General features: G+C 31.7%; 18 protein-coding genes. 11 read left to right on the forward strand and 7 right to left on the reverse strand.

Annotated elements, in window-relative coordinates:
* Positions 1 to 212 precede the first annotated feature (212 nt).
* Positions 213 to 1,775 (forward strand): NAD(P)H-hydrate dehydratase, encoded by a 1,563-nt coding sequence (locus R6X41_RS06000; protein WP_318498385.1) that lies wholly within the window; start codon positions 213 to 215, stop codon positions 1,773 to 1,775.
* A 62-nt stretch (positions 1,776 to 1,837) separates the two neighbouring features.
* On the opposite strand, the gene fumC is transcribed toward R6X41_RS06000, so the two are convergent.
* The gene (gene fumC / locus R6X41_RS06005) at positions 1,838 to 3,232 is read right to left on the reverse strand and encodes a class II fumarate hydratase (protein ID WP_318498386.1); all 1,395 of its coding nucleotides are present in this window, start codon (positions 3,230 to 3,232) and stop codon (positions 1,838 to 1,840) included.
* A 176-nt stretch (positions 3,233 to 3,408) separates the two neighbouring features.
* On the opposite strand from fumC, the gene R6X41_RS06010 reads away from it, so the two are divergent.
* Together R6X41_RS06010 and R6X41_RS06015 are read left to right on the forward strand one after the other, a co-directional pair.
* Positions 3,409 to 4,050 (forward strand): peroxiredoxin, encoded by a 642-nt coding sequence (locus R6X41_RS06010; protein WP_318498388.1) that lies wholly within the window; start codon positions 3,409 to 3,411, stop codon positions 4,048 to 4,050.
* 95 nt (positions 4,051 to 4,145) lie between these two features.
* Positions 4,146 to 4,322 (forward strand): hypothetical protein, encoded by a 177-nt coding sequence (locus R6X41_RS06015; RefSeq protein WP_318498389.1) that lies wholly within the window; start codon positions 4,146 to 4,148, stop codon positions 4,320 to 4,322.
* Between the two features lie 68 nt (positions 4,323 to 4,390).
* On the opposite strand, the gene R6X41_RS06020 is transcribed toward R6X41_RS06015, so the two are convergent.
* The gene (locus R6X41_RS06020) at positions 4,391 to 4,714 is read right to left on the reverse strand and encodes a YbaB/EbfC family nucleoid-associated protein (protein WP_318498390.1); all 324 of its coding nucleotides are present in this window, start codon (positions 4,712 to 4,714) and stop codon (positions 4,391 to 4,393) included.
* Positions 4,715 to 4,797: 83 nt separating this feature from the next.
* On the opposite strand from R6X41_RS06020, the gene R6X41_RS06025 reads away from it, so the two are divergent.
* The 3 genes from R6X41_RS06025 (at position 4,798) to capB (ending at position 9,357) form a co-directional block, all read left to right on the forward strand.
* Positions 4,798 to 6,855 carry a S9 family peptidase gene (locus tag R6X41_RS06025; protein WP_318498392.1) on the forward strand — a complete coding sequence of 686 codons (2,058 nt, stop codon included), beginning with the start codon at positions 4,798 to 4,800 and terminating at the stop codon, positions 6,853 to 6,855.
* Between the two features lie 73 nt (positions 6,856 to 6,928).
* Positions 6,929 to 7,969: a cysteate synthase gene (gene capA / locus R6X41_RS06030; protein WP_318498394.1), complete on the forward strand. Its 1,041-nt coding sequence runs from the start codon at positions 6,929 to 6,931 to the stop codon at positions 7,967 to 7,969.
* A gap of 131 nt (positions 7,970 to 8,100) precedes the next feature.
* Positions 8,101 to 9,357, forward strand: coding sequence for a cysteate-C-fatty acyltransferase (capB, locus tag R6X41_RS06035; protein WP_318498396.1), 1,257 nt, complete (start codon positions 8,101 to 8,103; stop codon positions 9,355 to 9,357).
* 67 nt (positions 9,358 to 9,424) lie between these two features.
* Here capB and R6X41_RS06040 read toward each other — a convergent pair whose 3' ends face one another.
* Both R6X41_RS06040 and R6X41_RS06045 read right to left on the reverse strand, forming a co-directional pair.
* Positions 9,425 to 10,543 (reverse strand): GTP cyclohydrolase, encoded by a 1,119-nt coding sequence (locus R6X41_RS06040; RefSeq protein ID WP_318498398.1) that lies wholly within the window; start codon positions 10,541 to 10,543, stop codon positions 9,425 to 9,427.
* A gap of 86 nt (positions 10,544 to 10,629) precedes the next feature.
* Complete coding sequence (locus tag R6X41_RS06045) at positions 10,630 to 11,637, reverse strand: transporter (protein ID WP_318498400.1); 1,008 nt, start codon at positions 11,635 to 11,637, stop codon at positions 10,630 to 10,632.
* 113 nt (positions 11,638 to 11,750) lie between these two features.
* Between R6X41_RS06045 and R6X41_RS06050 the strand changes: the two genes are divergently transcribed.
* From R6X41_RS06050 to R6X41_RS06065, 4 genes are read left to right on the forward strand one after another with little or no spacing between them, the layout of a single operon-like run.
* Positions 11,751 to 12,029 (forward strand): DUF4834 family protein, encoded by a 279-nt coding sequence (locus R6X41_RS06050; RefSeq protein ID WP_318498401.1) that lies wholly within the window; start codon positions 11,751 to 11,753, stop codon positions 12,027 to 12,029.
* Between the two features lie 29 nt (positions 12,030 to 12,058).
* A complete protein-coding gene (locus tag R6X41_RS06055) occupies positions 12,059 to 14,479 on the forward strand; it encodes a YfhO family protein (RefSeq protein WP_318498403.1) in 2,421 nt (806 codons plus the stop codon).
* 32 nt (positions 14,480 to 14,511) lie between these two features.
* Entirely contained in the window at positions 14,512 to 15,789 is a 1,278-nt protein-coding gene (locus R6X41_RS06060; protein ID WP_318498405.1) for a glycosyltransferase family 4 protein, read from the forward strand.
* Complete coding sequence (locus R6X41_RS06065; RefSeq protein WP_318498407.1) at positions 15,789 to 17,246, forward strand: lipopolysaccharide biosynthesis protein; 1,458 nt, start codon at positions 15,789 to 15,791, stop codon at positions 17,244 to 17,246. Before R6X41_RS06060 ends, R6X41_RS06065 begins: the two co-directional genes overlap by 1 nt.
* Positions 17,247 to 17,312: 66 nt before the next feature.
* Here R6X41_RS06065 and R6X41_RS06070 read toward each other — a convergent pair whose 3' ends face one another.
* Together R6X41_RS06070 and R6X41_RS06075 are read right to left on the reverse strand one after the other, a co-directional pair.
* A complete protein-coding gene (locus R6X41_RS06070) occupies positions 17,313 to 18,392 on the reverse strand; it encodes a hypothetical protein (protein ID WP_318498408.1) in 1,080 nt (359 codons plus the stop codon).
* Between the two features lie 164 nt (positions 18,393 to 18,556).
* Positions 18,557 to 19,135 (reverse strand): NUDIX hydrolase, encoded by a 579-nt coding sequence (locus tag R6X41_RS06075; RefSeq protein ID WP_318498410.1) that lies wholly within the window; start codon positions 19,133 to 19,135, stop codon positions 18,557 to 18,559.
* Positions 19,136 to 19,224: 89 nt separating this feature from the next.
* On the opposite strand from R6X41_RS06075, the gene R6X41_RS06080 reads away from it, so the two are divergent.
* Entirely contained in the window at positions 19,225 to 20,205 is a 981-nt protein-coding gene (locus R6X41_RS06080) for a DUF3667 domain-containing protein (protein ID WP_318498412.1), read from the forward strand.
* A 3-nt stretch (positions 20,206 to 20,208) separates the two neighbouring features.
* Here R6X41_RS06080 and uvrA read toward each other — a convergent pair whose 3' ends face one another.
* Positions 20,209 to 22,992, reverse strand: a complete 2,784-nt coding sequence (uvrA, locus tag R6X41_RS06085) for an excinuclease ABC subunit UvrA (protein ID WP_318498414.1) — start codon at positions 22,990 to 22,992, stop codon at positions 20,209 to 20,211.
* Positions 22,993 to 23,205: the final 213 nt, after the last annotated feature.

Here is a 23,205-nt window from a genome sequence, read left to right on the forward strand (position 1 = left end):
CAGTTAGTATTTTATAGTCTATATTTATATTTGTTTTTTATAAGTCATTATTATTGGAAATTTTTATTAAAAATGGATTTAAAAAAGATAATATAAAAACGAGATGAGATGATACTAAACTTCAGACTTATTTTAAAATTTAAGTAACTTACCTTGTCTATTAATTAAATGGGTATTGTCACAATTATAAGTTGAAATAAAACATAATAGCAATGAAAATATTTTCTAAAGAACAAATTTTTGAAGGAGATAGATTAACCATAAAAAATCAAAATATAAGTTCATCAGACTTGATGGAACGTGCTGGTACGAGTCTGTTTAATTGGTTTGACTTAAGGCTGCAAGGAGCACCTGTGCCTATTTTAGTATTTTGTGGAATAGGGAATAATGGAGGAAACGGATTGGTTTTAGCAAGACATTTGGTGACTCATGGTTATAACGTAAAAACATTTATTGTTAATTTAAGCGATAAACGTTCTCCTGATTTTTTAGTTAATTACGAGCGTTTAAAAGCGACCACTAAAGATTGGCCAACAACTCTAAAGTCTGTGGACGATTTTCCTGAAATCACGAATAAAGATATCATTATTGACGCTGTTTTTGGAGTGGGATTAAACCGACCAATTGCAGACTGGGTAGTTGCGTTATTTAAATATTTTGAAACATCTGAAGCACTTACTGTTTCTGTAGACATTCCCTCTGGTTTATTTACAGATCGTAAGCCAAACCATGAAGATGAAGTTGTGAAATCTAATTTTATACTGAGTTTCCAAACGCCTAAATTGGTATTTTTCTTGCCGGAAACGTCAAAATATGTAGAGCAATGGGAAGCTTTAAATATAGGAATTGATCCAGAATATTTGCAAACGACAGAAACAGAAGCTCATGTTTTAGGAAAGTTCGATGTGTTACCTATGTATAAACAACGTGGAAAGTTTTCTCATAAAGGTGAATTTGGACATTCGTTAATTATTGGAGGAAGTTATGGTAAAATGGGTGCCGTGCAATTGGCAAGTCGTGCTGTTTTGGCATCTGGTGCAGGATTAGTAACTGCTTTTGTCCCAAAATGTGGATATATTCCTCTGCAAACTGCGTTTCCCGAAGCCATGGTAATTACAGATTCAGACGAAAAGTTGATAACAGATATCGTTTTTCAAATTAAACCTACAGTAATAGGAATTGGAGTGGGTTTAGGAACAGATAAAAAGACGATACTCGCTTTTGAAAACTTTTTAAAAGTGAACACAGTTCCTTTGGTAATTGATGCTGACGGGTTAAATATCTTATCTAAAAATAAAAAATTGTTGAAATTTTTAAAAGAAGATACTATACTAACACCGCATCCTAAGGAGTTAGAACGTTTAATTGGGAAGTGGGAAGATGATTTCGATAAATTAAAAAAAACGAAAGCTTTTGCTAAAAAGTATAAGGTACTTGTTGTTTTAAAAGGTGCAAATTCAATTACGGTTTATCAGGATAAATTATATGTAAATTCTACTGGAAATCCAGGATTAGCAACTGCAGGTACTGGAGATGTCTTAACAGGAATTATAACGGGATTAATATCGCAAGGTTATACGGCTTTAGAAGCTGCTAGTTTTGGTGTGTATTTGCACGGAAAGTCTGCAGATTTGGCCGTAGAATTTAAAGGGTATCAAAGTTTAATCGCATCCGATGTTATTAAATATTTAGGACAAGCCTATTTAGATTTGTTTGAACGGCCTGAAACACCTACAGTAGTAACAGAGCAGCAATCAAAAAACACTAAAAAGTAAAATAAAAATCCCTTGTAAAATATATCACAAGGGATTTTTAATATCAGTTATAAAAGGAATTATTATAAAGTTCCAATCATGTCTTCTGGTTTTACCCATTCGTCATATTCTTCGGCAGTAACATATCCTAAATTCACAGCTTCTACTTTAAGTGTAGTACCGTTTTTATGAGCTGTATTTGCAATTTCAGCAGATTTATAATATCCTATTTTTGTATTTAAAGCAGTAACAAGCATTAATGAATTGTTTAATAATTCATTAATTTTCGAATGATTAGGTTCTATACCAGAAGCACAGTGAATATCGAAACTTACACAAGCATCTCCTAATAATTGAGCCGATTGTAAGAAATTTAAAGCCATAATAGGTTTAAATACGTTAAGCTCGTAATGTCCTTGTGTTCCAGCAATCGAAATCGCAACATCGTTTCCAATAACTTGAGCACAAACCATAGTTAAAGCTTCACATTGTGTAGGATTCACTTTTCCAGGCATTATAGAACTTCCAGGTTCGTTAGCAGGAATAATAATTTCTCCAATTCCACTTCTTGGTCCTGAAGCCATCATTCTAACATCGTTAGCAATCTTGTTTAAAGACACTGCTAATTGTTTTAAAGCACCATGAGATTCTACAATTGCATCATGAGCAGCTAAGGCTTCAAATTTATTTTCGGCAGTTATAAAAGGAAGACCAGTAAATTCTGCAATATATTCTGCTACATTTTCAGAATAACCTTTTGGTGTATTCATACCTGTACCCACAGCAGTTCCTCCTAAAGCCAATTCGCTTAAATGTGGTAAAGTGTTATTTAAAGCTCTTAAACCGTGGTCTAATTGAGATACATAACCAGAGAATTCTTGTCCTAAAGTTAAGGGTGTAGCATCCATTAAATGCGTACGTCCAATTTTAACAACGTTTTTAAATTCTTCAGTTTTCTTTTTAAGAGTATCGCGTAGTTGAGTCACGCTAGGAATAGTGTTTTCTACAACCTTTTTGTAAGCTGCAATATGCATTCCAGTAGGGAAGGTGTCGTTAGACGATTGAGATTTGTTTACATCGTCGTTTGGTTGGATTGTTTTTTCTCCTTCACCAATAACTTTACCAGCAAGCTGATGTGCTCTGTTTGCAATAACTTCGTTAGCGTTCATGTTACTTTGTGTCCCAGAACCTGTTTGCCAAACAACTAAAGGAAACTGATTGTCGTGCTTTCCTTCTAAAATTTCATCGCAAACTTGTGCTATTAAATCACGTTTTTCAACTGAAAGTACACCTAATTCACAATTTGAATACGCCGCAGCTTTTTTCAAATAAGCAAATCCATAAACAATTTCTAATGGCATTGAAGCCGGAGCACCAATTTTGAAATTATTTCGAGAACGTTCTGTTTGTGCACCCCAAAGTTTATCTGCGGGCACTTTTACTTCGCCCATGGTGTCTTTTTCTATACGATAGTCCATTTTTTAATTTAATTTAATGAGTAACAAATTTAACGATTTTGAACTTCATTTTTATTCTTATAGCGTATAATTTTTATAACAAAGATTTAAGATAAACTTAAGATACGTTAGTTGAATATCTCCTATAAACCTATTAAATTAGTAGACATTTATTAATCACTAAATTTTAATATATTATGGCAACAATAAGATTAGGAGACGAAACACCAAATTTCACTGCAAAATCAACAGAAGGTGAAATTAATTTTCACGAATGGCTAGGGGATAGCTGGGGAATTTTATTTTCTCACCCTGCAGATTATACTCCAGTGTGTACAACTGAATTAGGAACAGTCGCAAAATATAAAGAAGAATTTGATAAGCGTAATGTTAAAGTTGTAGCATTAAGTGTAGATGGATTAGATTCGCATAAAGGTTGGATTAAGGATATTAATGAAACACAAAACACAACTGTTAACTTCCCTATTATTGCAGATGATGATCGTAAAGTTTCAGAATTATACGATATGATTCATCCAAATGCAAATAATAAATTAACTGTGCGTTCGGTATTTGTAATCGATCCTGATAAAAAAGTAAAACTTATTATTACGTATCCAGCATCAACTGGGCGTAATTTTGACGAGCTTTTACGTGTTATCGATTCACTTCAATTAACAGCGTATCATAAAGTTGCTACTCCTGCAAACTGGAAAAGTGGAGACGATTGTGTTGTGTCGCCAAGCATAGAAAGTAAAGATATTGATGCTATTTTTCCGAAAGGATATAAGGAAATTAAACCTTATTTAAGAATGACGCCACAACCGGATTTAAAATAATTTGAATTTTTTTTAGAATTATATAAAATTCCTATTGTATAAAAACAGCATTTAATATATATTTGTAATTATTATAATATAGACACACACCAATTATGTTCGAATTCGACCAATATTTAGGCTTTTTAGCTTTTTTAACCATCTTAACTATCGGGTTTTGGTTAATGATTTTTTTATTAACTTTTGTCGTTCCTTTTTGGATAGGTGGTTCTTTATTAGAACGTTTTAAAGAAATGAAAGAAGAAAAGAAAGCGAAAAGAGAAGCGCTTTAATTCTTAAATACAATATATAATAAAAAAGGAAGCTAAATTTTAGCTTCCTTTTTTTGTGCGTTTACGTTTTATTTAAACATATCCATTCCTGGAATATCTGGCATACCGTCTTTTGCTACAGCTGCTAATTCTGCTTCGTTTACCGCAGTTGCTTTTTCTATAGCTTTGTTTAATGTTAAAATTAAATAATCTTCAAGTTGCTCTTTATCTTCAAGTAAAGTGTCGTCTACCTGGATCGATTTGATTTCTCTATTGGCGGTTAGGGTGATTTTTAATTTCCCATCATTGCTCTGCTCATCAATTAAAACGGAGTTTAATCGCTTTTTAGTTTCTTCAACTTTTTGCTGGGTTTCTTTTAATTTACCCATCATTCCCATAAGATCTCCAAACATATTTTTAATATTTTAAAATTCAGTACAAAATTATTTAATTTTTATATTTTTGAAGGTTAAATTAAGAATAAATTAAAAAGCATTTGAAAAAAGATATTCAACCACCAATAGCCAAAAAAATTCCAGAAAAACTAATAGCTCATAACGATGTGAGAATTGATAATTATTTTTGGTTAAACGACAGAGAAAATGAAGATGTTATCTCGTATTTGAATGCTGAAAATGATTATACTAAGCATAAAATGGCTCATACAGAACAATTTCAGAAGGATTTGTTTGAAGAAATGAAGTCAAGAATTAAGGAAGATGATGAGTCACTACCATATAAACTTAACGGATATTGGTATATTACACGTTATGAAAAAGGTAGAGATTACCCTATTTATACACGAAAGAAAGATACTTTAGATGCAGAAGAAGATATCCTTTTTGATTGTAACGAAATGGCTAAAGATTTTACGTATTTTAAATTGGGAGGTATTTCTATAAGCGAAGATAATACGTTGGTAGCTTTTTCTATAGATACGGTAAGTAGAAGGCAATACACGCTTAAAATTAAAAATCTAATTACGGGTGAGATTTACGAAGATCAAATTCTAAATACTACAGGAAGTGCAACTTGGGCAAACGATAATAAGACTATTTTTTACACAAGAAAAGACGAAGTAACATTACGATCGGATAAGGTTTACAAGCATAAATTACATGCAAAAATAGAAGATGAAGAGGTGTTTCATGAAATAGATGAAACCTATAATACTTTTGTATATAAGACAAAATCAGATAAATTTATAGTTATAGGTTCTGCAAGTACATTAACTTCAGAATATAGATTTGTAAATGCAGATACTCCAGACGAAGAGTTTAAAATATTTCAGGAACGTATTCGAGAACTAGATTATGCAATTGCACATTATAAAGACAGTTTTTATATAATATCGAATGCTGACGGTGCTAAGAATTTCAAACTTTCAAAAACGAATGAAACTCAAACCGGAATAGCATTTTGGAAGGAGGTTTTACCGCATCGTAAAGAGGTGCTTTTAGAAGATATCGAAATTTTTAAGGATTATCTTGTTGTTAGCGAACGCGAAAACGGATTAAATAATATTAGAATTATTAGTTGGGATGGCACAGAAGATTATTATCTGCCATTTGAAAGTGAAACCTATACTGCAAACACAGGAAACAACCCCGATTTTGATAGTGATGTTTTACGATATAGTTATAACGCTTTAACAACGCCAAGTTCTGTTATAGATTATAATTTTAAGACGAAAACTAAAGTTGTAAAGAAAGAACAAGAGGTTTTAGGCGAAACATTTAATAAAGATGATTATACATCTAAACGTGTTTGGGCAACAGCTCGCGATGGCGTTAAAGTGCCTGTGTCTTTAGTCTATAAAAAAGGATTAGAAATGGATGGTAATAATCCGTTATTACTTCATGCATATGGTTCTTACGGATCTACAATCGATCCTTATTTTTCTACCATTCGATTAAGTCTTCTAGACCGTGGTTTTATATATGCTATTGCACATATTAGAGGCGGAGAATATCTAGGTAGAGATTGGTACGAAAACGGAAAATTACTAACCAAATTAAACACGTTTTACGATTTTATAGACTGTACAAAACATCTTATAAACCAAAATTATACGTCTGCAGCGCATATGTACGCCTATGGTGGTTCTGCTGGAGGATTATTAATGGGAGCAATTATTAATATGAATCCGGAATTGTATAATGGTATACTTGCAGCAGTACCTTTTGTAGATGTTGTAACGACAATGTTAGACGATACCATTCCGTTAACAACAGGAGAATACGACGAATGGGGAAATCCGAATGAAGAAACCTATTACCATTATATGAAATCATATTCACCATATGATAACGTTGAAGTTAGAGCATATCCAAATATGTTAGTTACAACCGGATTACACGATTCTCAAGTACAATATTGGGAGCCTGCAAAATGGGTAGCTAAATTAAGAGACGTTAAAACCGACTCCAATATTTTGTTATTTCAAATAGATATGGATGCAGGGCATGGAGGTGCTTCAGGGCGATTTGAAAGTTTAAAAGAAGTTGCATTGGAGTATGTGTTTCTTTTGGAATTAGAAGGAATTACCTCTTAAGTAAAAAAAAATGCTTAGTTTTGTCAGGTTTTAGTTATTTTAATTAATAGAAAGTAGCTTTTAAATAGAATTTATGGAACACAAAAATCAAGTTTTTGATAACGTACTAGATTTAGTTGGAAATACTCCATTAATTAAACTAAATAGAATTACTTCTCAATTTAATGGCGATTTTTACGCAAAAGTAGAAGCCTTTAATCCCGGACATTCCTCAAAAGATAGAATTGCATTATATATTATAGAACAAGCCGAAAAGCAAGGGCTTTTAAAACCAGGAGATACCATTATTGAAACAACTTCTGGTAATACTGGATTTAGTATTGCTATGGTTAGTATAATTAAAGGATACGATTGTGTTTTAGCGGTAAGTTCTAAATCTTCGGCAGATAAAATTGATATGCTTAGAACTATGGGAGCTAAAGTTTATGTTTGTCCAGCAAACGTAAGAGCAGACGACCCAAGATCGTATTACGAAGTTGCCAAAAGATTACACGATGAAATAAAAGGATCGGTATATATTAATCAATATTTTAACCAATTAAATATTGATGCGCATTACCAATCTACAGGGCCAGAAATTTGGAAACAAACAGAAGGTAAGATTACACATTTAGTAGCTTGTAGTGGGACAGGAGGAACAATTTCTGGTACTGCAAAATATTTAAAAGAACAAAACCCAAATATTCAAATCATAGGAGTAGATGCTTTTGGTTCCGTATTAAAAAAATACCATGAAACTAAAGTATTTGACGAAAAAGAAATTTATCCATATCGTATAGAAGGATTAGGAAAAAATCTGATTCCTACAGCCACAGATTTCGATATTATAGACGAGTTTGTAAAAGTAACCGACGAAGAGAGTGCACATACAGCAAGAAATATAGCTAAAACAGAAGGCATTTTTGTAGGGTATACTTCTGGAGCTGCAATGCAAGCTATATTACAATTAGGAAAAGAGAATAGATTTTCTAAAAATGATATTATAGTCGTTATATTTCCGGATCACGGTTCGCGATATATGAGTAAAATTTATAGTGATAAGTGGATGAGTGAACAAGGTTTTTTTGACAGTGTTAATGTTGAAACCGTTCAGAATATTCAATACATAAAATAGTAATAACAAAGCACAATTTCTAATAGACATTGTGCTTTGTTATTAAGTTTGTTAACAACAGGTTGTGAATTTATTATGCCATAATAGCATAAATAGTTATTTTTGCACCAAAATTTAGATTAGTAGCTTACATGAAAGATTTATTTGAAAAAATATACAAGGATAAGGGGCCTTTAGGAAAATGGGCATCTCAAGCAGAAGGATATTTTGTATTTCCAAAAATTGAAGGAGAAATATCTAATAGGATGAAATTCCAAGGTAAAGATGTAATCACCTGGAGTATAAATGATTACTTGGGGTTGGCAAATCATCCTGAAGTAAGAAAAGCAGATGCAGAAGCTGGAATCGCTTACGGTTCGGCTTATCCTATGGGAGCAAGAATGATGTCGGGGCACACAGATCTTCATGAAAAATTACAGAAGGAATTAGCTGAATTTGTTAGTAAAGAAGCTGCTTATTTATTAAACTTTGGATATCAAGGTATGGTATCTACCATAGACGCTTTGGTTTCTAAAGACGATATTATTGTATACGATGTAGATGCACATGCGTGTATTATAGATGGTGTTCGTTTGCATATGGGGAAACGTTTTACTTATAAGCACAACGATATTGAAAGTTTAGAAAAAAATCTTGAGCGTGCTACAAAAATGGCTGAACATACTGGAGGTGGGATTTTAGTGATCTCTGAAGGTGTTTTTGGTATGCGTGGAGAACAAGGTCGATTAAAAGAAATTGTTGCTTTAAAAGAGAAGTATAACTTTAGATTTTTAGTTGATGATGCTCATGGTTTTGGTACATTAGGTAAAACTGGTGCTGGAGCAGGTGAGGAGCAAGGTGTGCAAGATGGTATTGATGTTTATTTTGCAACATTTGCTAAATCTTTAGCAAGTACTGGTGCTTTTATTGCTGCAGATCAAGAAATTATTGATTATTTAAAATATAATTTACGTTCTCAAATGTTTGCTAAATCATTGCAAATGCAATTGGTAGCAGGTGCTTTAAAACGTTTAGAAATGCTTAAAACCATGCCTGAACTTAAAGAAAAACTATGGGAAAACACAAATGCTTTACAATCAGGATTAAAATCTCGTGGTTTTGATATTGGTACAACTCAGAGTTGTGTAACACCTGTATATCTAAAAGGAAGTATTCCTGAAGCAATGGCTTTAGTAAAGGATTTACGTGAAAACTACGGAATTTTCTGTTCTATTGTTGTTTATCCTGTAATTCCTAAAGGATTAATTTTATTGAGATTAATTCCTACAGCTACTCACGACATTCAAGATGTAAATGAAACTTTAGATGCTTTTGAAGCCATTCGTACACGATTAGAAAATGGAACTTATAAACGTTTATCTGCTTCTGTTGCTGCTGCAATGGAATAGGGGAAATTGTTTATTACAAATAAAAAAATCCGAAATTTTTAAGTTTTCGGATTTTTTGGTTTTATAATTATTCTAAATTTTTACGATATGTTTTTCTGCGCTTAAAAATTTCAGCTTCAAAATGTTTCCAAATCTGGTGAGAAGCATAGTTTTCTTCTAACTCTGGTGTGCGAATACAATTTTTAACACCTATACGTTTTAAAGATTTGTAATATTCATTAAAAATGATTGCTGTTACACCTTTGTTTTTATACTTAGGATCCACTCCAATTAAATAGAAAGACACAGTTTCACAATTTTTCTTAGCTTTTAATAAATGTATAAATCCAAAAGGGAAAAGTTTTCCGTTTGCTTTTTGCAGTGCTTCCGCAAATGAAGGCATTACAACTGCAAATGCAACCATATTATCATCTTCATCCATTACAAATTTTATGAATTCGGGATTAATAAACGAGATGAATTTTTTCTTAAAGTATTCAATCTGTATATCTGTAATTTCAACAAAAGACGCCAATTCTACATAACTCCTATTAAAAAGATCAAACATTTGGTCTACGTACGGCATTAAATCCTTTGTTTTAGTAAAATTTAAAGGGCGTAAACCATATCGTTCTTTTACTAAATTATTTACTCTATTAAAGAACTCAGGTTTTACATGAGAAAAAGGGAACTTGTTTTCCTGATACTCCTTTTCTTGAACCATGCCTGATTTTACAAGATGGTCTACATAATACGGATAGTTGTACCACGTAATCATAGAGCCTATATGGTCGTAACCTTCTGTTAAAACACCAACTTTATCAAGATTAGAAAAACCAATTGGGCCTTCCATATATTCCAAATTATTTAGTTTGCCTATTTCGTTAACTTTACTAATTAATGCTTTCGTAACTTCAATATCATCTATAACATCGAACCATCCAAATCGGACTTTGTTATGAGATTGTTTAAGATCCAATTGGTTAATGATTACAGCAATTCTACCTACAATTTTATCGTTTTTAAGAGCAACAAATAAATTAGCATCAGCATCAATAAAGATGGGATTTTTAGCTTTATTAAAAACTTCCATTTCTTGGGAAATAATAGGTGGAACCCAATATGGAGAGCCTTTATAGAGTTCGAAAGGGAATTTTACAAAAGCCTTAAGTTCTTTTTTTGTTAGTACTTCTTGTATTGTAATCATGTATTGATTTCTAAGAATTCAATTATTTGTTAGGTTATTTCGGTAGTCAAAAAATGCTGCTTAAAAATATATTGCAGTAATAAAATTTAATCATTCATTTTATATTCTGTTGGCGCAGATCCTTCTTTTTCATCTTCACCAAACTTGTAATAATCGTTACTGTCTCTTCTTTCTGCTTCTTCTTTAGCAGAGGTGCCTTTAGATCCTTCAACTTCTTTGTCTTTATGTAAATCCATACGGTATGAGGCTCCAAAATTAAAACTTAAAACAGTAGGTGTGTCTTTTACATTAAAAGTAACAGCAGTATCTAATTGTAAATTTTTGTTCAATAAATAAGCACCACCTAAACGGAATAAATCATCTGCATAGAAATTACTTTTAATACCCTGATACTCTCCAAAAGCCACCCATTTTTCACTGAAACCATGTGTTAAGGTAAAGATATATTGAAAATCTGAAGCATCTAAATCATTACTGTCTTTCAACCCTATTCTGCTTTTAGCTAAGTTCATGACAAACACCCATCCGCTTGCAAAATTTTGTTGTGTAATAAGGACTACTTTTGGACTAAACCCTTCTATACCTAAAGGCGTATATGCATTTAGTTCTGTGTCATAATTAGCTCCAGCATAGATAGAAACAGCAGGTATAAATCGACTCCATTTAATTTTGTGGTTAGCTTTCCAGTTGTAAAGGTTAGGTTTATCTTCTCCAGCATTTTTATTTGGATCGTATATTAAATATTTTGCACCTACAGATAAGTTTTTAAAATTAGAACGGCTATAATCATATTCTGTTGGAGTGTATTTAGTGTATGTGTCAGCTTGAAAAGTTCCATCAACCATAATTTCTAAAGGTTCCCATAACAAGCCATACCGGACTGCAAAATCAACACCACCACCTTTAACATCGTAATCATATAAAGCATGTTCTTCTTTAATATAATAAGGTCCAGCCTCTAATTGTATTACATTTACCCCTACTGAATAAGCACTTTGGGAGACACCGGGTCTGTTAGAATTAATAACTTCTGTATATTGTCCGAAGACAAAAACAGGTATGGTGCATATAATTAAGGCTAAATAGGTTTTCATAGGTTAAGTACTTTGTGGTCTTAGCCTCCAAATATAGAGATTTTATATTTTTTTTATCAATTTACAATTCATTTTAAAATATAAGAATTGTATTTTTGTCTAAAATAATAATTATGCTTCAATACGCCTCGGCGACAGGTTTAATGAGAACGATATTAATAATTTTACTGATTTGGTTTGGTGGCAAGATTCTTTTAAGATTATTTGCACCTTTTATTATGCAGTTTTTTGTAAAAAAAGCCGAAGAAAAATTTGGTTCTCAATTCAATCCTAATCAACAAAAACGACAACAAGCTCCACCAGAAGGGGAAGTTGTTATAGATAAAATCCCTAAACAAGAAACTTCAAATAAAAATGTAGGTGAATATGTAGATTACGAAGAAATTGATTAATTTTCGGGATCATAGATTAACACATATTCATGTCATTTTCAATTAAAAGATTTCTACCCCATTTATTAGTATTTATAGGTTTTGTAATTATTTCATTAGCCTATTTTAGTCCAGTTTTGAAAGGAAAAGAAATTTTTCAGAGCGACATCATGCATTATATTGGGATGTCTAAACAACAAAAGGATTTTAAAACCCAAACAGGAGAAGAAACCTATTGGACTAATAGTGCTTTTGGTGGGATGCCAACATATCAGTTAGGCGCAAAATATCCTCATAATTATATTAAGGAATTAGATTTAATAATTCGGTTTTTACCACGACCAGCCGATTATCTATTTCTATACTTCATAGGATTCTACATCCTTTTACTCACTTTAAAAGTCGATTTTAAACTCGCTGCTTTAGGTGCCTTAGCTTTTGGATTTTCTACGTATTTAATAATTATTCTTGGCGTTGGCCATAATAGTAAAGCGCATGCTATTGCGTATATGCCTTTAGTTTTAAGCGGAATTCTACTCACTTTTCAGCGTAAATATATAGTAGGATTTTTATTAACAACAGTCGCGATGGGACTTGAGCTGGTCGCAAACCATTACCAGATGACCTATTACTTAATGCTTTTGGTGTTAATTTTAGGAATCGCTTATTTGGTTGATGCTTATCAGAAAAAAGAATTACCAGAGTTTTTTAAAGCTGTTGGTATTTTACTAGTTGCTGTTATTCTAGCAATAGGATTAAATGCGACAAACATTTTAGCAACTCAAGAATATGTAAAAGAAAGTACACGTGGCCAAAGCGAATTAACCATTAATGCCGATGGTTCTCCTAAAGACGTTTCTACCGGGTTAGATAAATCTTATATTACCGAATATAGCTACGGAAAATTAGAAGCTTTAAACCTTTTTATTCCAAGAATTTTTGGTGGTGGAAGTCACGAAGATGTAGGAACTGATTCTGAGTATTATCAGTTTAATTTAAAACGAGGTGCAACACCTCTACAAGCTAGAGAAGCTGCTAAGCAAACACCAACATATTGGGGGATTCAGCCCATTGTTGAAGCACCAGCTTATGTTGGAGCCGTTATTTTATTCCTTTTTGTATTGGGATTATTCCTTTTAAAGGGACGTTTAAAATGGTGGTTAGTTGGAGGAACAGTCTTTTCGTTATTATTATCCTTCGGAAAACATTTTGGGATATTAACAGATTTCTTTATCGATTATGTACCTATGTATAATAAGTTTAGAGCTGTAAGTTCTATTCAAGTTATCTTGGAACTATGTATTCCGATTTTAGGAATTTTTGGATTGGTAGAACTCTTTAAACCTTCTGAAACTAATGATGAAAAACTAAAAGCTTTAAAATATTCGGTTGGGATTACTGCGGGATTAGCTGTTTTAATATTGTTAACCAAATCGACATTATTTGATTTTGTTGGTGGAAATGATGGCTACTATGCCCAAAATTACGGGCCGGAATTTATTGATGCCATTCGTGCAGACCGTGCCTCAATATTTACACAAGATACTTTAAGAACTTTAATTTTTGTATTGTTATCGGCCAGCGTTGTTTTTATGTTTTTGAAGAAAAAGTTTTCAGAAACATTGGTGATTGTGTGTTTTGCTGCACTTATTTTATTTGATTTAATAGGAGTTGATAAGCGTTATGTAAATAGTGATGATTTTAAATCTGCAATGCAAATCAATAGACCTTTTCAAGCGAATGCTGCAGACTTACAAATTTTAAAGGACACAACACATTTTAGAGTTTTCGATGTGTCTTCGGGGGCTGCAAGAGCATCGTATTTTCATAATTCATTAAATGGATATCACGCTGCCAAATTGGGAAGATATAATGAAGTTTTTGACTTTTATATTTCTAAAAATAATATTAACGTATTGAATATGTTGAATACGAAATATATTATTGCACAAAATGAAGATGGTAAATTGTTTCCTTACGAAAATACAGATGCGAATGGAAATGCTTGGTTTGTAAACCGTGTAGAAATCGTTGAATCTGCGAATCAGGAAATTAGTAAATTAGATAGTTTAAATACGAGTCATATTGCCGTTTCAACATCAAAAGCTATAAAAAATACAACGAATGTTGTAGATTCTACAGCGTCAATTCAGGTTATAAATTACAAACCTAATTACATAAAATATAAATCAAATAACTTACAAGACGGTTTTGCAGTATTTTCAGAAATATATTATTCCGATGGTTGGAATGCTTATATTGATGGTACTTTAGTACCTCATGAACGTGTTGATTATATATTACGTGGTCTAGATGTTCCAGCTGGTAATCATGTTATAGAATTTAAATTTGAACCTGCTGTAATTAAAAAGGGAAGTACAATTGCTTTAGCGAGTTCGGTGTTACTTGGTGTTTTAATTTTAATTGGTTTGTTTTTCGGATTTAAAAAGTTAACTTCAACAGAAGATTAGTTTTTACTATTTAATTAATTTTTTGTTTTACAATGAAAAAAAATGTGCTCATCGTAACCTATTATTGGCCACCTGCGGGAGGACCAGGTGTACAACGATGGCTAAAATTTGTAAAATATTTACCTGAATTTAATATAAATCCGATTGTATATATTCCGGAAAATGCAAATTACCCGTTAATTGATGAAAGTTTAATGGAAGATATTTCATCTGACTTAACCATTCTAAAAACACCTATTAGTGAGCCCTATAAATTAGCAAAATTGCTTTCAGGAAATAAAGCAACAACTATAAGTAAAGGTATAATTTCAGAAAAGACAAAGCAGAGTAGGATGGAGCGTTTGATGCTTTATGTTCGTGGAAATTTTTTTATTCCAGATGCTAGAAAATCTTGGGTTAAGCCTTCGGTATCTTTCTTAAGTGAATATATTTCAAAACATGATATTGATACTGTAATAACAACAGGTCCGCCTCATAGTGTACATCTTATTGGTTTAAAATTAAAAGAGTGTTTAGGTGTAAAGTGGATTGCAGATTTTCGAGACCCGTGGACAACAATAGGCTATCATAAAGAACTAAAATTAACAGCGTCTTCAGAAGCAAAACATAAGCGATTAGAATCGCAAGTTTTAAATATGGCCGATGATATTATTGTGACAAGTAATCCCACAAAGAAAGAATTTGAAGCCATTACAACTAAACCAATTCATGTGATTACTAATGGATATGATACCGTGAAAACGGAGGCTATTACATTAGATAAAAAGTTTACATTATCGCATATTGGGTCTTTGCTTTCTAAGCGAAATCCTAAAGTTCTATGGCGTGTACTAAGCGATTTAATAAACGCTAGAACTGAGTTTGCTCAAGATTTTCAGCTTAATATTATTGGAAGTATTGGTGAAGATGTGCTTGAGTCATTAGAGAAATTTGGTTTAAGTAATTATATTAATAATATTGGTTACGTGTCGCATTCAGAAGCTATTAAATTTCAAAAACAATCGCAGTTATTATTGTTAATTGAAATTGATTCAGAGGATACAAAATGTATTATTCCAGGAAAATTATTTGAATATATGGTATCCAACAGACCTATAATTGCGATTGGACCAGAAGGTTCTGATGTAGAAACTATAATAAAAACAACCAATACAGGACACTACTTTTTGTACAATGATTATAATGGTTTAAAGCGAGATGTTTTAAAATATTACGACGCTTTTCAAAATGGAAATTTAGAATCACATCCTATAGGATTACAAAAATATAGTAGGCGATCGCTAACCGAATCGCTTTCAAAAATAGTGTAATGGGAGTCGTCTTAAATCAATCTATAAAAAACACAATTGTTACCTATTTAGGGTTTGGATTAGGAGCTATAAATACCCTGTTTTTATTTACGCGTTTTTTAAGCGATGAGTATTTTGGTTTAATTACTTTTATATTATCTACAGCAAATATTTTAATGCCTTTAATGGCGTTTGGTGTTAATAATACCATTATAAAATTTTATTCTACATTTAGAACACGACATTCTCAAAATACTTTTTTAACCTTAATTCTATTTTTACCTCTAGTGATAATCATTCCGTTTGGAGCCATAGGTTATCTTGCTTTCGATACAATAAGCACTTGGATAGCGAATGACAATGAGTTGGTAAAAGAATATGTTTGGTTAATATATATATCGGCTATAGTTTTCGCTTATTTCGAAGTGTATTATTCTTGGGCTAAAGTGCAAATGCAAACAGTTTTTGGGAATTTTATGAAAGAAGTCTTTCATAGGTTAGGGACCATGATTTTACTGTTTTTATTGTACTTGGATCTGATTTCTGTAAATCAACTTATCAATTATATTGTTCTTGTTTATGTTATAAGAACATGTATTATGATGATTTATGCTTTTAGTATTAAGCGTCCTGTGATTAAGTTTTCTAGACTTACAAATCTTACAGACATTATAAAATACACGTCGTTAATAATAATTGCGGGTTCTGTTGCAAACATTATTTTGGAGATTGATAAATTTATGATTGGTTTCTATAATATTCTTGAAAATGTAGCCTATTATAGTGTCGCTATTTATATCGCTTCTGTGGTTGGCGTGCCCTCAAGATCCATGCATCAAATTACAAATCCGTTGACGGCTAAATATTTAAATGAGAAGAATAAAGAAGGGCTAATGGAGTTATACAAGAAATCGTCTTTAAATTTATTTATAATTAGTGGTTTCATTTATCTCTTAATAATTTTGAATATTAATGAATTATATAAGCTTATTCCTGAGCAATTTAGTGATGGTATTTTGGTAGTGTATTTAATAGGTTTGGTAAAAGTATTCGATAACTTATTAGGTAATAATAACGCTATATTATTTAATAGTGATTATTATAGAATTGTACTAATCCAGGGTGTGTTTTTGGCTTTTATTTCAGTCTTACTTAATATTTATTTTATACCACATTATGGATTAAATGGTGCTGCATACGCCACATTTATTTCTGTGTTTTTATATAATGTGATTAAGATTTGGTTTGTCTATAGGAAGTTTAGAATGCTACCGTTTTCAGAAAGTACTTTAAAAGTCTCTGCTCTAATTGTTATAACTGCTTTGGTGTTTTTCTTCTGGGATTTTTCGTTTCATCCTATCATAAATATCGGATTAAAATCCATAATTATAGGAATAACTTTCGGCGGAATTTGTTACTATCTAAATTTGTCTGAGGATATTACAAAACTCTTAAATTCAATTTTTAAAAGGACTTAAAATAGAAAATCCTACGAAAAGCTTTGGGGCAAACTATTTCGCAGAACCTCCTTCATTATATCAAATTTATATACTTTGTCTTGAACTATTAGAGGATTCTCTAGTAGATGTACCAACACTTTTCGAGTCTGAACTAGATCTATCACTATTAGATTTACGTGTTGTAGTCTGTTTAGGTTGTGTAGTACGTCCAGAATTTCTGTTAAAGTTTTGAGCACTATCGTTTGAGTTACTATTAACCGAACGGGATTTAGTAGGTGTCTGTGAACTCGTGGTGCTCTGTCTTGCACTACTATTTGTTACACGGTTGCTACTAGAATTCACACTTGGTGTTCTTTTAGATGTATTAGAACTAGCAGAATTTATAGAATTTGATCTGCTAGAATTACTTGAACGCGTATTTGTATTATCAATAGTGTTTGTTCTGCTGTTAGTATAATCTTTATTAACTTCTGCAGTTCTAGAACTATTATTATATCTGTTATTTGGGCTATTATTATTATTATTATTTGATTTTGGATATCTGTTAACTTCAGGTCTACTGTTATTATAGTAAGGCTTAGCATAAGTCTGTCTTACAGGACGGTAATTTTGTCTATAAGGCGTACTGTAAACAACGCAATAATTAGATACAGGAACTTGGTAATAACCATGCCAAGGTCTATAAACATAATTAATATTGTACGGATTAATGTATCCTGAGTAGTGTGTATAAACGTAATTATTGTAATAAATATTCATATTACCAATATTAGAAACTAAACCATACCCATTATAATTTATGGCTACATTTCCTGCTCTAGCAATCCGCCCAAAATTATCGTAATACACAGGTATATTTTGAATTTGTACTATGGCTCCGTATTGATCGTATTGCACATACGGATTATAATTATATCCCGTATTAAAACTGAATTGCACATTTTGAGAGTTAAATAAAACATTAACGTTATTATTTACACCTTGCATATAAAAGTCGAATTGCCCATCTTGGAAGATTGAAAATTCAACACCTTGCTCAATAAAAATAAATGACTTCGGATTATTATAATTAATGACCTTCGATTCTGAAGGTATATAGGTCGTTGCTTTTGTCGCAGGAACAGCGAAAAGAAATATAACAAGTAAAGTAAAAAATGATTTCATAGTTCATCAATTTTTTGGTTCGTACTGAAATAAATGCAAACAGTGTGCCAAAACAAAAAAACGTTATTGAACTAATAGTAGATAAAATTGAATTTTATTAATAATAATACATATGAATTAAATGAATTTCTGAGTAATTAATAATAAAATAGAGGTTTTCCTGTTTAATAATTTTTGTTTAAAAGCAGCCATTGTAAGGCTATAATAGTTTTCGCATCTTTAAACGCATTAGCATCTAATTTGCTTTTTATTTCGGAAATAGGAAATTTCACCAATTGAATATCCTCTTGCTCGGAATCTAATCCGCCACCTTTAAATATTTTATCTGTTGAATTTACTTCAGCATAAAATCCATGGACTTTTTCTGAACTTCCTCCTGGTGATGCAAAATATTCACCAATAAATTCCATCTTTTTAATTTCGTATCCAATTTCTTCTTCTACTTCACGTCTAGCACATTCTATTGGGTCTTCATCTATTTCCATACAACCTGCAACAATTTCTAAAAGCCAACCATCGTAATTAGGATGTGTAATGGTTGGATATCTAAACTGATTCGTTAATAATATGGAATCGGTATCTTTTTCAACAAGAAGAATAGCAATAGCACTGCCACGATCTAAACACTCTCTAACGACTTCAATTTGCTCATCACTTTTAAAAGTATCGTGCAAAATTGTTGCTTTTTTTATTTTAAAAAAATCTTGATAAACGATATCTTCTTTAACTATTTTATATTTCATAAGTGGTTTTTATAAGCCACTAAGGTAATTAATTATAAGATGTTTTAAAAAGTTACTTATCTTCACTTTTTATATTTTTCTTTCTATATATGAGTAAAACCTGTAAAAATTGCGATTTTAGTTTTGATGATACTTTTAAATATTGTACAAATTGTGGTCAAAATTACCATGAAGAGTTAACTGTTAATGATGTGTTTGTAAATACGATTAACAATTATTTTTCTGTAGATGCACGATTTTTTAAGAGTTTTTTTCCTTTACTTTTTAAACCAGGATTTCTGCCTTTACAATTTGTAGAAGGAAAACGATTAAAATACTTAAATCCCGCACAGTTTTATTTGTTTGCCAGTGTCGTATTCTTCTTTTTATTTTCTTTTGAAATTACAGAACAAGAGAAACGCATTGATGCTGAAGTACAAGAAAATTTTAGTACCATGGATTTATTTGCTGAAAAAGATGCTTTCCAAGACCTCGATAAATTTAATAATGGAATGGATAGTCTTGAAATTCAAATAGATAATGGCAATAAATTGTTATTGAACAGAAAGACTTTGGATTCATTGGTTGTCGCAGGTGCTACTGGAAATCAAGTTTTAGAAGGTTTAGGGGTGGATTCGGGAGCTAGTACTTTTGAAAAAAAGTTCTATTCGCAATTATTTAAATTTTATAAGCATAGAAGTAGTGCACCTTTAATAGATACGTTTTATAATTATATTCCTATTTCATTATTTGTGTTACTTCCTGTATTTGCTTTCTTTTTAAAGCTTATGTACTACAAAAGCGGAAATTTTGCACAACATTTAGTATTTAGCTTATTCTATTTTTCGTTCTTATTTATGATGTTTAGCATCTTTACTGTTATTCATTTTATTGTTGAATTACCAAGTTTTTTTAATCAACTTTTACTCTTAATAAGTTTTGTGTATTTGTATTTTGCATTACGCAAATTTTATAAATCAAGAAAGAGAACGAGCTTTGTAAAAGCAGCATTAATCTCAGTGTTATTTATATCTATAGTTATTCCCGTTGCCTTTGCTATTATAGGAACTGCAGCTTTTCTATTTTATTAAAATCTAAATTTTATCTTTTAGATATTTAGCTGTCACACTATTTTTATTTTTCACGAGTTCTTCAGGAGTTCCAAAAGCCACCACTTCACCTCCATATTCACCACCTCCAGGACCAAGATCTATAATGTAATCGGCACATTTTATTAGTTCTAAATTGTGTTCAACAACTATAATAGAATGCCCTTTTTCGATTAAAGCTCTAAAGGATTTTAATAGTTTTTGAATGTCGTGAAAATGAAGCCCAGTTGTAGGTTCATCGAAAATAAACAAGGCTTTATCTTTAGTGTTTCCTTTTCCTAAAAAGGTTGCTAATTTTATACGTTGCGCTTCACCTCCAGATAGGGTAGAGGAGCTCTGTCCTAAAGTAACATAACCTAAACCAACATCTTGAAGCGGTTGTAATTTGTTTTTAATCTTAGTTTCCTTGTGTAAATCGAAAAACGATATAGCATCATCTATAGTCATATTTAAAATATCGTCTATAGATTTATCATGAAAGGCAACTTCTAAGACTTCCTTTTTAAAACGTTTTCCATGGCAGGTTTCACATTGTAAATGCACATCGGCCATAAATTGCATTTCTATAGTCACTTCACCTTCACCTTTACAGGTTTCGCAACGACCACCATCTACATTAAAAGAAAAATGTTTGGCTTTATAATCACGAATTTTACTTAATTTCTGATTGGCATATAAGTTTCTAATATCGTCGTAAGCCTTAACATAAGTTACCGGATTAGAACGAGAAGAACGCCCTATAGGATTCTGATCGATAAATTCGATGTTTTTAATTGTGCTGTAATTTCCTTTTAATTCAGAAAATTGTCCAGGTTTATCTCCAAATCCTGTAAGCTCCTTTTGAATGGCAGGATATAGAATCTTTTTAACCAACGTACTTTTTCCACTACCAGAAACACCAGTAACAACGGTAAGCATATTAAGAGGAAACGTGACATTTACATTCTTTAAATTATGTTCACGAGCTCCAATAATTTCAATTTGATATTTTGAGGTTATGCGTTTTTCTGGAACTTTAATTTCCATCTCACCATTTAAATATTTGGCAGTTAGAGATTCCGACTTTAGAATATCTGCATAAGTTCCTGTAGCCACAACTTCACCACCAAATGTTCCTGCTTCTGGACCTATATCTATAATCTCGTCGGCAGCTTGCATGATATCTTCGTCATGCTCTACAACAATAACAGTGTTTCCTAAATCACGAAGTGCTTTTAAAACATCGATTAAACGTTCGGTGTCTTTTGGATGTAATCCTATGCTTGGTTCATCTAAAATATACATGGAACCCACAAGGCTACTTCCTAAAGACGTTGCTAAATTTATACGCTGACTTTCACCACCGGACAAGGTATTCGAGCGTCTGTTAAGTGTTAAATAATTTAAACCAACGTTAGATAAAAATTCTAAACGGCTATTGATTTCTTTTAATAAGCGATTAGAGATTTTCGTGTCATTTTCATTTAATTCTAAAGCTTTAAAGAAGATAGCTAATTTATCGAAAGGTAATTCTACTAAATCAGTAATAGTTTTACCTCCAATTTTAACGTAATTTGCTTCTATACGTAAGCGTTTTCCTTGACAGGTTTTACACTTCGTTTTTCCGCGATAGCGTGATAACATCACACGATTCTGAATTTTATATGCTTTAGATTCAAGCTCTGCAAAGAAACTAGATAAGCCTTCAAAATATTGATTCCCATCCCAAACAAGTTGTTTTTGAGCATCGGTTAATTCAAAATATGGTTTATGGATCGGGAAATTAAATTTATGAGAATTGTTAACTAATTGATCTCTAAACCAACTCATACTGTCTCCTCTCCAGGGAAAAATAGCATTTTCGTAAATAGAAAGTGCCGTGTTTGGAATCACTAAATCATCGTCTATTCCTACTATATCACCATAACCTTCGCAGGTTGGACAAGCTCCATAAGGATTATTAAAACTAAATAAATGCACATTAGGTTCAAGAAATGTAATGCCATCTAATTCAAAGTTATTACTAAAAGTGCGTGTATTATTATCGCTTAAAGCTTGAATGGAACACGTTCCCTTCCCTTCATAAAAAGCAGTCTGAATTGCATCTGCTAATCGATTAAAGAAATCTTCATCGTCCCTAAAAATAATTCTATCTACTACAAGTTCTATCGTTTCAACCTTAGCATCATCTGGCGCATCTTCAATTCTAATAACGCTTTCGGCAATTTTAACTCTCGCATAACCTTGTTGTTTTAAGGCGCTGAGTTTATCTTTTAATTCGCGGCCTTCTTCAAGAATAATAGGAGCAAGGAGTAATAATTTATCGCCATCCTTAAATGTTTTTAAATACGTAGTCACGTCTGTAACTGTATCTTTTTTTACTTCATGTCCAGAGACAGGCGAGTAAGTTCGACCAATTCTAGCGAATAACAATTTAAGGTAATCGTAAATTTCTGTAGTTGTACCTACTGTAGATCTTGGATTGGTGGAATTTACTTTTTGTTCAATTGCAATTGCAGGAGCTATACCTTTTATATAGTCAACTTTTGGTTTGTTAAGGCGCCCTAAAAATTGTCTAGCATAACTGGAAAGACTTTCGACATAACGGCGCTGACCCTCAGCATAAAGCGTGTCGAAAGCTAAACTTGATTTTCCAGAACCCGAAAGTCCTGTAATAACTACAAGTTTGTTTCTAGGAATCACGACATCAATATTTTTAAGATTGTGCAGTTTTGCACCTTTAATTATGATGTTCTCTTTTGGATTTACTTCAGAAAGGTTAATACTCATAGCTTCATTTACGTATAATTTCCAAAGATAACATAAGTATTTCAGCTTATAAAATAGATTGTTGTCCTTTAAAATGTTAAAAAAAATATAAAAAAAATTTTGTGTTTTGTTTAAGAATATTTATATATTTGAAACCAATAATATAAATTATATACAGCCTATACAGCACAATTACTTTTAAAACATTTTAACCAAAATTGAGAAGATTGACTC

Source organism: Formosa sejongensis (assembly GCF_033447105.1).
Lineage (GTDB): Bacteria > Bacteroidota > Bacteroidia > Flavobacteriales > Flavobacteriaceae > Formosa.